Origin of the sequence: Bradyrhizobium sp. CB2312 (assembly GCF_029714425.1) — a bacterium.
GTDB lineage: Bacteria > Pseudomonadota > Alphaproteobacteria > Rhizobiales > Xanthobacteraceae > Bradyrhizobium.
The window spans coordinates 5,202,667-5,218,504 of record NZ_CP121668.1; the positions used below are offsets into that span (position 1 = coordinate 5,202,667).

The 15,838-nt window shown below is 66.5% G+C and carries 9 protein-coding genes; 2 read left to right on the plus strand and 7 right to left on the minus strand.

What is annotated here, in order from left to right:
* Positions 1-6: 6 nt before the first annotated feature.
* The gene (locus QA642_RS25540; protein ID WP_283079311.1) at positions 7-1,023 is read right to left on the minus strand and encodes an amino acid ABC transporter substrate-binding protein; all 1,017 of its coding nucleotides are present in this window, start codon (positions 1,021-1,023) and stop codon (positions 7-9) included.
* A gap of 390 nt (positions 1,024-1,413) precedes the next feature.
* On the opposite strand from QA642_RS25540, the gene metC reads away from it, so the two are divergent.
* Positions 1,414-2,598, plus strand: coding sequence for a cystathionine beta-lyase (gene metC, locus QA642_RS25545; RefSeq protein WP_283079312.1), 1,185 nt, complete (start codon positions 1,414-1,416; stop codon positions 2,596-2,598).
* 158 nt (positions 2,599-2,756) lie between these two features.
* Positions 2,757-4,448, plus strand: coding sequence for a Na/Pi cotransporter family protein (locus QA642_RS25550; RefSeq protein ID WP_283079313.1), 1,692 nt, complete (start codon positions 2,757-2,759; stop codon positions 4,446-4,448).
* Positions 4,449-4,467: 19 nt separating this feature from the next.
* On the opposite strand, the gene QA642_RS25555 is transcribed toward QA642_RS25550, so the two are convergent.
* From QA642_RS25555 to QA642_RS25580, 6 genes are all read right to left on the minus strand, one after another.
* On the minus strand, positions 4,468-4,806 hold the full coding sequence (locus tag QA642_RS25555) for a lipid-A-disaccharide synthase N-terminal domain-containing protein (RefSeq protein WP_027557997.1): 339 nt from the start codon (positions 4,804-4,806) through the stop codon (positions 4,468-4,470).
* Entirely contained in the window at positions 4,803-5,537 is a 735-nt protein-coding gene (locus QA642_RS25560) for a glycosyltransferase family 2 protein (protein ID WP_283079314.1), read from the minus strand. The genes QA642_RS25555 and QA642_RS25560 overlap by 4 nt, the downstream gene beginning before the upstream one ends.
* Positions 5,538-5,602: 65 nt before the next feature.
* Positions 5,603-6,448: a phosphatase PAP2 family protein gene (locus QA642_RS25565; RefSeq protein ID WP_283079315.1), complete on the minus strand. Its 846-nt coding sequence runs from the start codon at positions 6,446-6,448 to the stop codon at positions 5,603-5,605.
* Position 6,449: 1 nt separating this feature from the next.
* Entirely contained in the window at positions 6,450-8,192 is a 1,743-nt protein-coding gene (locus QA642_RS25570; RefSeq protein ID WP_283079316.1) for a glycosyltransferase family 39 protein, read from the minus strand.
* 50 nt (positions 8,193-8,242) lie between these two features.
* The gene (pbpC, locus tag QA642_RS25575; RefSeq protein ID WP_283079317.1) at positions 8,243-10,468 is read right to left on the minus strand and encodes a penicillin-binding protein 1C; all 2,226 of its coding nucleotides are present in this window, start codon (positions 10,466-10,468) and stop codon (positions 8,243-8,245) included.
* An 8-nt stretch (positions 10,469-10,476) separates the two neighbouring features.
* Positions 10,477-15,681: an alpha-2-macroglobulin gene (locus QA642_RS25580; RefSeq protein WP_283079318.1), complete on the minus strand. Its 5,205-nt coding sequence runs from the start codon at positions 15,679-15,681 to the stop codon at positions 10,477-10,479.
* Positions 15,682-15,838: the final 157 nt, after the last annotated feature.

Here is a 15,838-nt window from a genome sequence, read left to right on the forward strand (position 1 = left end):
GCGGGATCAGCGGATCGGCGGCGCGTACTGGAGACCCCCCTTGTTCCAAAGATTGTTGAGACCGCGATTGATGGCGAGCGGCGAGCCCGAGCCGACATTGCGGTCGAACACCTCGCCGTAATTGCCGACCGCCTTCACGATCCGGACCACCCAGTCCTTGGTGAGGCCGAGCTGTTCGCCAAAATTGCCGTCGGTGCCGAGCACGCGCTTCAGCTCCGGATTTTCCATCTTGGCCTTCTCGTCGACGTTCTTCGAGGTGATGCCGAGCTCTTCGGCGGTGACCATCGCGAACAGCGTCCACTTCACGATGTCGAACCACTGGTCGTCGCCGTGGCGCACCATCGGTCCGAGCGGCTCCTTCGAGATGATCTCGGGCAGCACCATGTGGTCGTTGGGATTGGCGAGCTTGAGGCGGTTGGCGTAGAGGCCCGACTGGTCGGTGGTGAAGACGTCGCAGCGACCGGCCTCATAGGCCTTGACCGTCTCGTCGTTGGTGCCGAACGCGATCACCTCGTACTTCATGTTGTTGGCCTTGAAGTAGTCGGCGAGATTCTGCTCGGTGGTGGTGCCGGTCTGCACGCAGACCGAGGCGCTGTTCAGTTCCAGAGCGGAATTCACTTTGAGCGACTTCTTCACCATGAAGCCCTGCCCGTCATAATAGGTCACGCCGGTGAAGTTGGCGCCGAGCGAGGTGTCGCGCGAGATGGTCCAGGTGGTGTTGCGCGAGAGCACGTCGATCTCGCCGGATTGCAGTGCCGTGAAGCGATCCTTGGCGGACAGCGGCACGAACTTGATCTTGGTCGGATCGTTGAAGATGGCGGCGGCGACGGCGCGGCAGAGGTCGACGTCGATCCCCGTCCAGTTGCCCTTGTCGTCGGGCGAGGAGAAGCCCGGCAGGCCCTGGCTGACACCACAGGACAGCGTGCCACGGTCCTTGACGGTCTTGAGCGTTTGCGCACCGGCGGTCTGGGCAGTCAGGCCGGCGGCGAGAGCGAGAGTGAGAGCCAGGGTTACGCGTTTCATGGGCTGAAGGCCTTTCAAGGTCGTCTCAAGGAACATTGTCTCAGGAATCGTCTCTGCCAGGACTAGGCGTCGCAGGACTAGCCCTGCAAGAGTCATGCTGGAAAAGCTTGCCGAACACCCACCCATCCCGAGAGGCCATAACCTAATCCCCGCCGCAGGCGCCCGCCTTTGTGGCTGTGGCGCAAGGTCCGGTCAGACGATGGATCGAAGGTCGCGGCTGCCCCTCAACATGCGGCGACTGAATAGCACCTGCGCATAGGAGAGCGGCTGGCGGGCCGGGTCAAGGGGTTGACGGGACTCTTCTGTGTTCTGTTATTAACGACAGCGGCCTTTCGGCCAGCCCGCAGGCGCGACGCGCGCCAGCGGAAACGCTTTTTTGAAAGCAGACGCATGGATTCCTCGCATCCCCTTCAGCAGCAGGCCGAGACCCGGCTGGTGACCTCCGGCCGCGACACCAAGGCGCAGAAGGGCTTCGTCAATCCGCCGGTGTTCCACGGCTCGACCGTGCTCTATCCGACCGCCGAGGATCTGCACGCCCATCGCGGCGAATTCACCTATGGCCGCCACGGCTCGCCCACCACCAAGGCGTTCCAGGAGACGCTGATGGCGCTGGAGGGACCGCAATGTGCCGGCGTCGGCATCGTTCCGTCGGGACTGTCGGCGATCTCCACCACCCTGCTCTCGGTGCTGAAGACCGGCGACCACATCCTGGTCTGCGACAACGTCTATCGGCCCTCGCGCAATTTCTGCAACGGCATGCTGACCCGCTACGGCGTCGAGACCACCTATTTCGATCCGCTGATCGGCGCCGGCATCGAAAAGCTGTTCAAGCCGAACACGCGCGCGGTGTTGGTCGAGGCGCCGGGCTCGCAATCGTTCGAGATGCCGGACATTCGCGCCATCGCCGAGGTCGCGCATGCGAAGGGCGCGCTCGTGATCGACGACAACACCTGGGCGACGCCGCTCTATCACTGCTCGCTCGAGCAGGGCGTCGACATCAGCATGCAGGCGGCCACCAAATATATCGGCGGCCATTCCGACATCATGTTCGGCACCATCTCGGCCAATGCCAAGGCCTGGCCGCAAATCGCGGAAGGAATCCGCCTGCTCGGCGTTTGCGCCGGTCCCGATGACGTGTTCCTCGCGCTGCGCGGCCTGCGCACGCTGTCGGTGCGGCTGGCGCAGCACCATCGCTCCGGGCTCGAGATGGCGCGCTGGCTCGCTGATCGGCCCGAGGTCGCGCGCGTGCTGCATCCGGCCCTGGAGACCGATCCCGGCCACGCGATCTGGAGGCGCGACTTCACCGGCGCCTCGGGCCTGTTCAGCGTCGTGCTGAAGCCCGCGCCGCAGAGCGCCGTCGACGCCATGCTCAACACGCTCAAGCTGTTCGGCATGGGATTTTCCTGGGGCGGCTTCGAGAGCCTTGCGATTCCCTTCGACTGCGACGCCTATCGCACCGCCACCAAGTGGGCGCCGGGCGGCCCGACTCTCCGTCTCCACATCGGGCTCGAGAGCACTGACGATCTCAAAGCCGATCTCGATCGCGGTTTCGCTGCCCTCAAAGCGGCAATGTGAGCCTCGTCACAGGGCATCGCGTCGCGGACGCGCCAAGGCGCGCCGTGACGGGAACGAGCAACGCACGCAGGCGTTAACGCCGATGCGCCAACAAATGGTTTGAACCTCAAGCGTTTGGCGCTAGCCTCACCAATCGACTCTCGATCCGGACGCGGAGAATGGGAACGTTGGTTCTGCTCGATCTGATGGGCGGCGTTGCGCTGCTGTTGTGGGGCCTGCACATGGTCCACAGCGGGATCCTGCGCGCGTTCGGCCCGGACCTGCGGCGGCTGCTCGGCAAGGCGCTCGGCAACCGCTTCAAGGCGTTTGCCGCCGGCCTCGGCCTCACCGCGGCCCTCCAGAGCAGCACCGCGACGGCGCTGATCACCTCTTCGTTCGCGGCCGAAGGGCTCGTCAGCCTCGCCGCCGCGCTCGCCATCATGCTCGGAGCCAATGTCGGCACGACGCTGATCGTACAGGTGCTTTCGTTCAATATCGCGGCCGTCGCGCCGGTGCTGTTCGTGCTGGGGCTCGTCGCCTTCCGCTCGGGCCCGCGCTCGCGGATCAAGGACATCGGCCGTGTCTGCATCGGCCTCGGCTTGATGCTGCTGTCGCTGCATATCCTGCTCGACACGTTGGCGCCGGCGGAGAACGCGCCCGGCATGCGCGTCATGATGTCGGCCATCACGGGCGATCCCGTCCTGTGCATCGTGATTGCAGCGCTCGTCACCTGGGCAGTGCATTCGAGCGTTGCCAGCGTGCTCTTGATCATGTCGCTGGCCTATTCGCAGTTCATCACGCCTGACGCGGCGCTCGCACTGGTGCTCGGGGCCAATCTCGGTAGTGCCATCAATCCGGTGTTCGAAGGCGCGAGGCGCGACGATCCCGCGAGCTACCGCCTGCCGGTCGGCAATCTTATCAATCGCATCGCCGGAATCGCGCTCGCCCTGCCATTCCTGAACGTGATCGCCGGGCACATGCATGCCTGGCAGCCCGATCTCGCCAAAATGACGGCGGCCTTCCATGTTGCCTTCAACGCCGGTACGGCCGTCATCTTCATCGGGCTGCTCGACGCCATGTCGCGCGTCCTGACCCGGCTCTTGCCTGATCGCATCCAGGAGGCCGACCCGGCCCGGCCGCGCTATCTGGACGAGAGCGCGCTGGAGACGCCGTCACTGGCGCTCGCCGACGCCGCCCGCGAAACCCTGCGCATGGGCGACCTCGTCGAGGTCATGCTGCGCAAGGTGATGGCCGCGATGATGACGGGCGACCGGGCGCTGGTCGACCAGGTGACGAAGACCGACAATGCCGTCGACGGCCTCGACGAGGCGATCAAGCTCTACTTGACGAAACTGACGCGCGGCAGCCTCGACGAGAGCGAGGGGCGGCGCGCAATGGAGATCATCTCCTTCGCCATCAACCTCGAGCATATCGGCGACATCATCGACAAGAATTTGAGCGAGCTTGCCACCAAGAAGATCAAGCGGCGCCTGCAATTCTCGGTCGAGGGCGCCGAGGAGCTCGCCGCCTTCCACAAGCGCACGATGGACTCGCTGCGCATCGCCTTCGGCGTGTTCATGTCGGGCGACGCCAACGAGGCGCGCAAGCTGCTGGTGGAGAAGACCACGCTTAGGAACACCGAGCTCGCCGCCGTCGAACGCCATCTCGACCGCCTGCGCGAAGGCCGCCCCGAGACCATCGAGACCACCTCGCTGCATCTGGACGTGTTGCGCGATCTGCGCCGGATCCATTCGCATATCTGCTCGGTCGCCTATCCCGTGCTGGAGGCGGCCGGCGAGCCCTATCGCCGGACCGACGCGGAAGCCGCCGCCCTGCCCGCCTCAGGCGCGGCTTCGGCATTGCCGCGCTAGGACCTCGGAGATGCTCGGATCAGCGATCCAGCGTCTTTGACGCGCGGCCGCGGTTCTTGATGATCAGCATGATGTTGCGGACATAGATGATGGTCGCGAGCGCCTGGCCGAGGATGATCACGGGTTCGCGCTTCACGACGCCGTAGACCAGCGTCATCAAGCCGCCGCCCATCGAGCAGAACCAGAACGCCATCGGCACCACGCTGTTGCCGGCGCGCTCGCTCGCGATCCACTGCACCAGGAATCGCGCGGTGAAGAACAGCTGCGCGACGAGGCCGAACGCCAGCCAGAAGTCGAACTTGGCGACGAAGACGTCGTAGAGATAATTGCTCAGCGCCTGACCGTATTGAATGATCATGCGTTCACCTCAGTCACATCTGGTGTCGGCTTCTTGCGGCGGATCAGCCACCACACGCCGGCGAGATCCATGATGCCGATCCACAGCCGGTCGAAGAAACCATAGTTCGACACGCCGGAGTGGCGCGGCCGGTCGATCACGTCGACATAGGCAATATCAAAGCCTTCGCGGCGGACCAGCGCCGGCAGGAAGCGATGCAGCCCGTCGAAATAAGGCATCATCAGGAAGATCTCGCGCCGGAACGCCTTCAAGCCGCAGCCGGTATCACGCGTGCCGTCCTTGAGGATCGCGTTGCGGACGCCATTGGCGACGCGCGATTGGAGTTTCTTGAAGCCGGTGTCCTTGCGGCCGACGCGTTGTCCCGCGGCGAGCCCGACCTTGCTGTCCTTTTCGACCGCGGCGATCAGATCCGGCAGGAACGCCGGGTTGTTCTGGCCGTCGCCGTCGAGCGTCGCCACGATCGACCCGCGCGCCGCGCGGACGCCGCTGCGCACCGCCGCCGACTGGCCGCCCGACCTGGCGTGGCGGAGCTGCCGTAGATTGTCCCGCTGCTTCATCATCGCCATCAGGCGCTCGCCGGTGGCGTCCGTCGAGCCGTCGTTGACGTAGATGATCTCATAGGCCCAGCGGCCATCGAGCGCCATGCCGATCTCGGCGATCAGCGGCGCGATGTTGTCGGCTTCGTTGCGCACGGGAACGACGATGGAAACCGAAGGCTGGGACGTCGACAAAGTAGGCTCGTGGTTGGAATGGGGCCTGCCCTCAAGGAACCTGCGGTCCCAGGAAGCAGCCGCTTTTATGGGGCGGATGCCCCGCGGGCAACCCTTTTGAGACGGCCCGAATCTGCCCCGGGAAGAGGCACAATGGTGCCGTCGGCCCGAATGGCGAAGGCGAGCCTGCGGGCCGCGAACCAGTAGCGGACCGCCATGGCCCCGACCATGCCTAGCAAGGCGCCGGCCGTGACGTCGCTCGGGTGGTGCGCGAGCAGCACGAGACGCGTCAGCAGGATCACGATTGCGTAGGTGAACATGAACACGCGCAGCCGTGGCCACAGTGCCGAGACCGCAAACGCCAGCGCAAATGCCGTGATCGCGTGCCCGGACGGTAGACTGGCATGAGCCCCCGTTCCCTCGAACGGGACGAAATTGAACGGATCGGCCGTGCCACCGACGAATGGGCGCCCCCGGCCGATGATGTATTTCAGAACCTCGCCGACGAACACGGACAGGGCAACAGACAGAAACAGGAACTGGAGCCGCGTGCCAAAGCCGAGCAGCAGCGCGCGGCGTGTTCCGTGAAGCCCGGCCGCAACGAGCGCCACGCCCACCAGCGCAGCGCCGAGCACCGAGAGCACATACTCGTCCTTGCCGAAATCGGTGAGGATGCGGATCGACCAAAGGCTTGGCGTGCCGCGCGCCGGCATCAGCAGGATTTCGGTCCGGTCGAACGCGACCATCAGCACGACGATCAAGGCCGCGCCCACCGCGCTCAGCCACAGCGAATGCCGCGCCAGTTTGCGTGCGGCAGCGGCGCGGCGCGAATGCGAGGGGGTTCGCACGAGCTGCGCCAGCGCGCGCCCGGAGACGGCGAGCAATTGCGCGGGATAGCCCGCACGCGGCGCGATGTCGGTCGTCCCAGGCATCCTACTCAGTGCCTTCCGAGCGGAAGATCGAGATCGAAATCGGCCGCCCTTGCGAGAAATTATAACCGTCGATGCGCGCGCCGACCTTGTAGCGCAGCCCAATCGCCTCGGCGCGCTGCACAAAGCTGCGCTCCGAGCGCTGCTCGATCAGCGCGAAGCGGCAGCTCCCCTGCCGCAGGAAATCCGCCGCCCCCGAGCCGTCGGTGAGCAGCGTCTGCGTGCCCGTGAGGAACACGAGGCTCGGCTCGTGATAGCCGGCAGCCGCCGCCTTCGGCCCGACACAGCTGACGTTGCGCAGCGCGCGCGCCACCTCGATGCTCGGAAACAGCGGGGTCAGCGACGGCAGCACGATGCCCCAGACCACGACCGCAAGCATCAGCGCCGCGACCAGCGCATTGAGCACCGAGCGCTCGGCGCGGTTGGCGTCGAACAGCCACCAGGCAAACAGGCCGAAGATCAGCGAGGCCGCGATGAACGGCCAGGCGACAAAGGCCGGCTGCCGCGTCAGCATGACCGCACCGACCACCGCGATGATCGAGCCGGCCACGGGGATCGCGAACCACCAGGCCGAGCCGCGCGCGAGCCAGGAGCGCGACAGCACGTTCCGTTCCAGCGCGCCGACGGTGAGGATCGCGATCGCGGGATACAGCGGCAGCACGTAATGCGGCAGCTTGGTCAGCACCGCCTCGAACACGATCCATGACGGGATCAACCAGGCCAGCAGGAACTGCGCGCCGGGCTCGCGCCGCGCCCGCCACACCGCAGGCGCCGCCATCGCCGCGAGTGGCGCGCCAGGCCAGAACGTGATCCAGAACAGCGCGAGGTAAAGCCCGGGCGGCGCGCCATGGGATTCCTGGGCGCCGATCTTGCTCAACATGTCGCCGCCGACGGAGTCCGCAAAGAAGGCCTCGCCCGCGCGCCAGAAGATCGCGATGAACCAGGGCAGCACCAGCACCAGCATCCACATCAGCCCCCAGACGGGGCGCAAGCGCCACAGCCAGGAGGAATCGCGGTCCAGGATCGCGAGCGCGACGATGGTCAGGCCGGCGAACATCAGGATCAGCGGGCCCTTGATCAGGATGCCGACCGCAAGCGCAGTCCAGAAGATCGCGGGCCAGCTCCACGGCGGATGCGTCTGGTCCTCGGCGCGCTGCCAGGACAGATAGGCGCGCGACATCGCGCCCATCGCGGCGGTCACGCACAACAGCAGCATCGCGTCGGTCTTCGCCAGCCGCGCCTCGACGCCGAGCAGCACGGAGGCGCACAACAACAGCGCAGCGAGCACCGCGGCGCGCCGCGTGACGAAGCCGAGCGCCGCCCAATAGGTCATGAGCACCGCGCCGATCGCGCCCAACAGCGAAGGAATGCGGTAGACCCAGATCCGCAACTCGGCCTTCGGCAATTTGAGTGCCGTGGCAATTTCAACCGCGGCCGATTGCAACCAGTAGATGCCGACCGGCTTCTTGTAGCGGACGTCCTCCTGGAAGCGGATGTCGACATAGTCGCCGCTCTCGACCATCTGCTTGGTCGCTTGGGCAAAGCGCGCTTCGTCGCGATCGACCGGCGGGATGGTGAAGAAGCCCGGCAGGAACAGCAGCAGCGCGCACAGCACCAGGAAGCCGGCCGCGCGGGCATGGCTGGACGTGACGACGTCGAGCATCGACACCAGCCGGCTGCCCGGATTGACGGGCGTTTTCGGCTCGCGGGGCGCTCCAAAACGGGGAGTTGGATAGGTCTCGGCCATTGGTTCCGCTTACGCTGAAACCGCCATCGCCACAACCGCTTAAGCCAGGGTCATTGAATTCGAATGACAACTGTGTCCGCGGCGCCCGTGGCATCGATCACAGTGAGCCTTGCAAAGCCCGGGCCGGGCGGATCGATCAGGCGCTGGCGGCGGCCGTCGATCTCGCCGCGCCAGGTTCCGTTCACCATCACCGTCATGGGCAGGACACCGCCGGCGACCTTTACGGGCATGGCGGCGGCCTCCGAACCGCCGGAACGATCGACATCGATGCGCGAGCCGTTCAGCGGAAACTGGATGTGCAGCGCCTGCTCGCCGCCGGTGCGAACGAGTTCCCCGATCGGGCGGAACCGCCGCAGCGGCAGCGGCAACTTGGCGTTGCTGGCCACCAGGGTTCCCTTGGGCGGCTTCGGCAGCGGGGTCAGCGTCTTGCCGGTGCGGGCGAAAGCGTCGAACAGGATCGGCGCGGCGGCGACGCGCCCGATCAGCCCGGGAACCGGAGCGCCGTCGGGCCGGCCGACCCAGACGCCGATGGTCATGCGCCCGTCGAAGCCGACCGACCAGGCATCGCGATAGCCGTAAGATGTGCCGGTCTTGAACGCGATGCGGTTGTGGGCGGCATTCTCAGGCGGCGGCGTGCCGAACAGCACGTTGCCGACCTGCCAGGCCGCGGCCTGGTCCAACAGCCGCATCGGCTCGCGGTCGTCCTTGGCCGCGATGACCTCGCGCAGCGGCTTGGTGGTGCCGAGCCGGGCGAAACCGGTGTAGAGCTGGACAAGGTCCTGGAGTGTCACGCCGACGCCGCCGAGGCCCATCGCCAGCCCCGGCGCCTCGTCCTTGGGCAGGACGAGATTGCCGCCGGCCTGGCGCAGCCGCGAGGCCAGCCGGCTCGCGCCGACGCGATCGAGCAGCACGATCGCCGGAACGTTCAGCGACAATTGCAGCGCCTTCTTCACCGGCACCGTGCCCTGGAACGTCGTGTCGAAATTTTCCGGCGCGTAGGAGCCGAAGCGAACCGGACGGTCGTCGATCAGGCTGTCGGGATGAACAAAGCCGTCTTCGAAGGCGAGGCCATAGATGAACGGTTTCAGCGTCGAGCCCGGCGAGCGGACGGCGCGGGTTATGTCGACCTGCCCTGCCCGGCTGTCGTCGAAATAATCGGCTGATCCAACTCGCGCGAGCACGTCGCCGCTCTCATTGTCGACCACGATGATGCCGACCGAGATGTTCGGTCCCAGCGCAATGGCGCGGTCGCGCGCCAGCGGCTCCAGCACCTTCTGCAAGCTCGCATCCAGCGTCAGCTTGATGATCGGCGTGTCCTTGACGGTCGCGAGCGCGGAGTCGGAGGCGTGCGGCGCCAGGATCGGCATCGGCTTGCGCAGTTTTGGCACGGGCGCGGCCTTGGCTTGCGCCGCGTCCTCGGAGCTGACGACATGCTCCGCGACCATGCGATCGAGCACCCGATCGCGCGCCTTGCGCGCGGCCTCGGGATAGCGGTCGAGCCGGCGCGTCTCCGGCGATTGCGGCAGCGCGACCAGCAGCACAGCTTCGGCGAGCGAGAGCCGCTTTGGCTCCTTGCCGAGATAGGCGATCGAGGCGGCGCGGATGCCTTCGAGATTGCCGCCGTAAGGCGCCAGCGCGAGATAGAGGTCGAGGATCTCAGCCTTGCTCATGCTGCGCTCGATCTCGATCGCGCGCACGATCTGGCGCAGCTTGGCGTAGAGCGAGCGCTGCCGCCGCGGCTCCATCAGGCGGGCGAGTTGCATCGAGATGGTCGAGCCGCCGGACACGATTTGGCCGCGCGTTCCCAGTTGCAACGCGGCGCGGCCGAGAGCGAGCGGGTCGAGACCGTTATGGGCGTAGAAGCGCTGGTCCTCATATGCGAACAGCAGTTTCAGGTAGGTCGGATCGACGGTCGTTTTGGCATCGACCGGCAGCCGCCAACGGCCGTCGGTCATGGCGTAAGCGCGCAGCAATTTTCCATTGCGATCAACGACCGTGGTGGAGACCTGCCGCGCTTCGTCGAGCGGCAGTGGGCCAAGGGAATAGACCCAGCCGACAAAGCCGATGACGGCGACGATGGAGGTGAGCGCGGCGGCACAGAGGAGGCGATGGCCCCAACCCCTCGCTCCGTCATGGCCGGGCTTGTCCCGGCCATCCACGTTCTTGGCCTCGGCACCAAAGTCCGTGGATGCCCGGGACGTCTGCGCGAAGACGCGCTTCGCGCTCTTGCCCGGGCAGGACGACGGAGTTTGAGGCCGGTTCGGAGCGTCAGTCATCCCACCACTCACTTCGCCGCTCGCACCTCAACCGTTCCCGTGCCCGTCCGGCCGTAGCGCGAGGGGTTGTACATGTCCTCGACATAGGCCTGCGGCAGCACGTATTTGCCGGGCGAGACCGCGCGCACGACATAGGCGACCGTGAACACCGCCTTGGAATCCGAGGCGCGGTCCACCGCCGCGGTGAAGCGGTCGTCGCGGAACTCGGTATCCTCGGGCTCCTCGCCGTCCTCGATCCAGTCCAGCGTGCCGCTGTCGCCCGACGACACGAGCTTCGGATTGTCGATCTCGAGACCCGCCGGCAGATAGTCGGACACCATGATGTGGCCGTACTCTGGCTTCGCTTCCGTGATCTTCAACACCACGGCGAAGCGATCATTCTGCTTCACCTTGCTGATATCGGCGGGCTTGCCGTCGAGCGTGAAGTAGTTGCGCTCGATCTTGAACCCGGCCGAGGCGGCCGGCTCCGGCGTGACCGGCGAGCCCGACACCGAGACCACCGCCTGCACCGGTGCGTCGCCGGTGTTGGTGATCTTCAGCGGCTTGCCGCTCAGCGTGTCCGCCTTGTAGCTGCGATACAGCGCGGTCTTGACCGGCTGGCCGTCGACCTCGATCGACAGGTTCTCCTTGGCGAGCGCCCTCGCCGCCAGCACCAGCCACGCATTCTCCTGCGTGGAGGTGTACGGCGTCAGCCCGCGCGCGGTCTCGACCCGCGACACCGCCTGCGTCAGCGTCGCCTTCGGCGCGTTGCCTTCGCTCGCGAGCGAGACAAGAGCCGCGGCATCGCGGAGCTGCGAGCCGTAGTCGGTGCGGCCGAATTCGAGCACCGGCTTCGGCGCCAACGAGTCCAGAGCCGCGCTATATACCCGCTCCGCGCGGTTGCGGTCGCCGACCAGCGCCAGCGCCGCCGCGAGCTGCGACTTCGCGATCGGCGTTGCGAGGTTGGAGAGCTTGGTGTCGGCGAGATAGCGGAGATCCCCGATCGGCGCTGCGCCATTGCGGGCGAGCACATAGAGGCCATAGGCGAGATCGCGGCCGCCGTCCTTCTCCGGCTCGTTGCCGTTGACGACCGAGTTGCGGATACGGTCGAGCGCGTTCTTGAACAGCACATCCGGCACCACAAACCCCTTCTCGCGGGCACGGGTGAGGAAGTCCGTCACGTAGGCATCTAACCAGGCATCGTCGCCGCCCGCCGACCACAGGCCGAACGAGCCGTTGGAGCCCTGGCGGGCCAGCAGCCGCTCGATGGCGTCGCGGATGCGCTGGTCGACCTCGGTGTCCATGGCGAGATGCGCGCCGGCCGCGAGCTCGTTGACGTAAAGCAGCGGCATGGCACGGCTCGTGATCTGCTCCGAGCAGCCATAGGGATAGCGATCGAGCGCTTTGAGGATCGTTGCCGCATCGAGTGCGGTCGACAGGCTGGCCGAGACCGAGACGCTGCCGGTACCCGGCACGAGGTCGGAGAACATGTCCGAGGTCAGCGTCAGGCTCTCGCCCTTCGCCAGCGTGCGGATCGAGCGCCGTGCCAGCACCTGCGTCGCTGCCTTGACATCGAACGCATAGTGGCGCGCCAGCGCAAGGCCGTTCGGTCCCTTGATGTCGACGTCGAGCGTCGCCTGCCCCGCCGCGGTCGCATCGAGCGCGAGCGAGAACGAGTTGCGCTGCTTGGCGGCGAGTTTCACCGTAGTCGCGGGATTGCCGGTCATCTTCACCGGGCCGCCGGTCTTGACATTGATGACGTAATCGCCGGCCTGGCCCTCGACATTGTCGATCTCGAGGTTGACCGTGCCGTGGTCGCCATTGAGCAGGAAGCGCGGCAAGGTCGTGGTCAGGACCACGGGATCGCGGATCACGACGTCGGTGTTGGCGCGGCCGAGTTTCGTCGCGGTCCACGCCACCGCCATGACGCGCGCGGTACCGGCGAACTCCGGAATGTCGAAGCTCACCTCGGCGGTGCCGTCGGCGCCGACCGTTACGATGCCCGAATAGAGCGCCAGCGGCTTCTGCGCGGGCGGCGAGCCCTGGAGCTCGGCAGCTCCGGCATCGCCGCCGGACTTGATCTGGCCGCGCGTGCCCGACATGCCGTCGATCAGCTGCCCATAGAGATCGCGGATCTCCGCGGTCAGGCGGCGCTGGCCGAGATAGTAATCGTCCGGCGCCGGCGGCTTGTAATTGGTGAGGTTGAGGATGCCGACATCGACCGCTGATATCACCACCTTGGCATCCTCGCCGGGATTGAGTCCGTCGAGCCTGACCGGGATCTTCAGCGTCGCATTGGGGCGGATCAGCGCCGGCGGCGCCAGCTTCACCTGCAGCGTGCGGGTCTGCTTGTCGATGCCGAACCATTTCAGGCCGATCGCGCGGCCCGGCATGCGCTGGGCCGCCGCATCAAGCGGACGGCGTAGCGTTGCCACCACATAGGCGCCGGTGCCCCAGTCCTTGCCGACCGACAGCTTCACCTGCGCGGTGCCTTCCCGAACGTCGATGGTCTGCGTTGTCAGCAGGCGGTCGCCGAGCACGTTGACGGTGAGCTTGCCAGCGGAGCGGACATTGACCGAGACCGTCATGGTGTCGCCGGAAGCGTATTGCGGCTTGTCGATCGAGGTCTCCAAAAGGTCCGGCGTGTCGGCGCTGCCGTCGGAATACCAGCCGACGTCGAACTGCACCGAGGTCACCGGACCGTCGGCGTCGTTCGACTTCACATCCAGCCGATAGCGGCCGGGCTGCGGGCTGAGCGAGATCCGCGCCGGCTTGTCAGCCGCGATGGTCACGTCACCGTCGGCGACGCGCGAAGTCGACTTGACCGGCTCGTACTCCCAATAATTGTTCTGGCGATACCATTGGTAGCGCGACTCCATCTTCAACAGCTCGTAGCGCAGGCCGTCGCGGCGCAGCTTCTCGCCCTCGGGCGAGACGAACACGGCGTCGAACTCGGCCTTGTCGCCCTCGGCGACGTTCTTGTCTGCGAATAGCGGCTTGATGCCGATCTGCGCGGCGGTGGGCGCGACCGGCAGTACCAGCTTGCGCTCGACGGTGCGGCCCCCCGTCTCAACCATGCGGACGAAGATCTGCGCCTCCTGCGGACGCGTCGAGGCCGGTTGCTTGTCCAGCGTCACCGGGAAGGTGGCGACGCCGTTGGCGTCGGCCTCGGGCAGGTTCTCCAGCGGCGTGCGCTCGTTCGAGGTGGTCTCCTCGTCGGCGACGCCGAACTGGTAGCCCGCGAAGCCCGGACGCTCGCTCGCGGGCGCGATCAGCATGTCGCCCTCGAGCGCAAGACCAGAGGCCGGCGCGCCATAGAGGAAATGACCGTTCGCCTTAAGCTCCACAGGAGCGTTAGCTTTGATCAGCTTGTCCTTGGCGGACAAGTCGAATTCGATCCGCTCAGGGACGTAATCCTCGACCATGAAGGTGGTCTCGCCGACCGACGAGCCCTTCGGGTCGGTGAAAGCGCGCACGCGCCAGGTCCCGGTCGGCACGGCCGAGTTGAGCGGCACGGACAGCGTGCGGCCACCGGCGCCCTGGTCGGCCAGCACGGCGCGGCGGTATTCGACGCCGTCGGGGCGCTCGATCACCAGGGTCAGCGGCCCGCCGCTGACGGCATTGCCCTGCCCGTCGCGCAGCAGCGCTGTCAGGAACACGGTCTCGCTGGAGCGGTAGACGCCGCGCTCGGCATAGACGAAGGCGTCGGCGCCAACGGGCACCGCGCGGCCCGCAACGCCGCGATCGGACAGGTCGAAGGCCGAGGTCTTCAGGCTCAGGAAGGCATAGTCCGCCTTCTCGCCGGTGACGGTGAGCAGCGCAGGCGACAGACCGCCCTCGCCGCGCGCGAGGCCCGCCTCGAACAGCACATGGCCGGAATCGTCGGTCTTGCGGGTCGCCAGGATCTCGTTGTTGCGCGCGACCAGCCGCACCTCGGCCCTGCCGACCGGATCGGTCGAGGCCAGCGAGTTCACGAAGACGTGGATGCCGTCATTGCCGGAGTAAGCGGACACGCCGAGGTCGGAGACGATGAACCATTGCGTGGCGAGCTGGTACTCGTCATCCGAGCCCGGGCCCTTGGCCGCAGCCGTCATCACATAGACACCCGGCTGGAGCTCGCCGAGCGCCTGGTCGACCGGGAATGCGGTAGTGACGTCCTGGTTCAACGTCATCGCGGTCGCAAGCTCGCCGGACCAAACCTTGACGCCGCGTTCGTCGCCGAGATCGCCGAGCTGAGATTTGGTCAGCGTCTTCTGGAAATCGCTGTCCACCACCGTGTTGATCAGGTTGCGGTCGCCGATCCGGAACACGTTGATGTTGACCGCGGGCGTGTTGACGCTGACCACGGGAATGCCGCGCTGGCCGGTCCTGGGCAGTACATAAGCGCGGCTGGTGAAGCGCACGAACGGCTTGCGGTCGCGCACATAGATGTTGAACTCGGCCGATTTCGGCAGGCCTTCCTTGACGGTGGACGGCAGGCCGGCGCGCAGATTGACGTTGTAACGCTCGCCGTGCTTGAGGCCGTCGACGCAGAGCTGCTTGCCCTCGGCCGACAGCGCCGGCTTGTCCTGCCCCGCCAGCGCCAGGAACGGCGCGAAATCAGTGCGTTTTGCCAATTCCTCCGAGAACTGGAAGCAGGCGCGCGGGCTCGCCGAATCCGAGTCCACGGTGTAGTCGAGCAGCCGGAATCCGTGCTCGTCGCGCAGCTTCTCATACTGGCCGCGGACATCGGCGACCTCGCGCGCCTCGAGCGACAGCCGCAGCGCATCCAGCGCCGGCCGCCACAGCTTGCGTTCGGCGAGCGACTTGCCGAGCACGGCGAGCGCATCGGCCTCCTCGCCCGGATTGCCGGCGCGCTGGTAGGCGATGTAGGCGGCGGTCGAGGCGCGCTCCAAAAGGAACGTCTGCTCGCTCGAGTTCTTGGGCCAGATCTGGGGGATCACCTTGGCGAGCCGCAGCCAGTTGCCGGCATCTTCCGGCGAGGTTGCGGCGATCTGGCCGAGGACCGACAGACCGGTGCGGTAGTCATTGCGGCGGAAGGCGGCGTCGGCGTCCGTCTTGAGCGTCGCATTGGTCTTGGCGACCGGCCCTGCCTCGCTCTTGATCTGGGCCTCCAGCTTGATGGCGGAATCGGCGAGATCGTCGCGTTTGAACGCCTTGTCGGCGGCCTGCGCGGCCGAAAGGCCGAGCGCCAGCGTGGCGCAAAGAGTGACGGCGCGAACAAGACCGATCATGATGGACTCCCGGAAAGCGCGGACGAACGCCGCGGCAAATGAAATGCGCGGAAAGGTGACGGACTCAAGGCGATGGAACCGAAGGTGCAAATCGTCGCATTCGCCATGACAAGGCAGGCCCAGAGGAGACCGGCCGCGATATCGCCGCGCACGCCGT

Coding starts and splice junctions, on each gene's coding strand:
- metC (WP_283079312.1), top strand. CDS start 1,414: ATGGATTCCTCGCATCCCCTTCAGCAGCAGGCCGAGACCCGGCTGGTG.
- pbpC (WP_283079317.1), bottom strand. CDS start 10,468: ATGACTGACGCTCCGAACCGGCCTCAAACTCCGTCGTCCTGCCCGGGC.
- QA642_RS25555 (WP_027557997.1), bottom strand. CDS start 4,806: ATGATCATTCAATACGGTCAGGCGCTGAGCAATTATCTCTACGACGTC.
- QA642_RS25550 (WP_283079313.1), top strand. CDS start 2,757: ATGGGAACGTTGGTTCTGCTCGATCTGATGGGCGGCGTTGCGCTGCTG.
- QA642_RS25580 (WP_283079318.1), bottom strand. CDS start 15,681: ATGATCGGTCTTGTTCGCGCCGTCACTCTTTGCGCCACGCTGGCGCTC.
- QA642_RS25570 (WP_283079316.1), bottom strand. CDS start 8,192: ATGGCCGAGACCTATCCAACTCCCCGTTTTGGAGCGCCCCGCGAGCCG.
- QA642_RS25540 (WP_283079311.1), bottom strand. CDS start 1,023: ATGAAACGCGTAACCCTGGCTCTCACTCTCGCTCTCGCCGCCGGCCTG.
- QA642_RS25565 (WP_283079315.1), bottom strand. CDS start 6,448: ATGCCTGGGACGACCGACATCGCGCCGCGTGCGGGCTATCCCGCGCAA.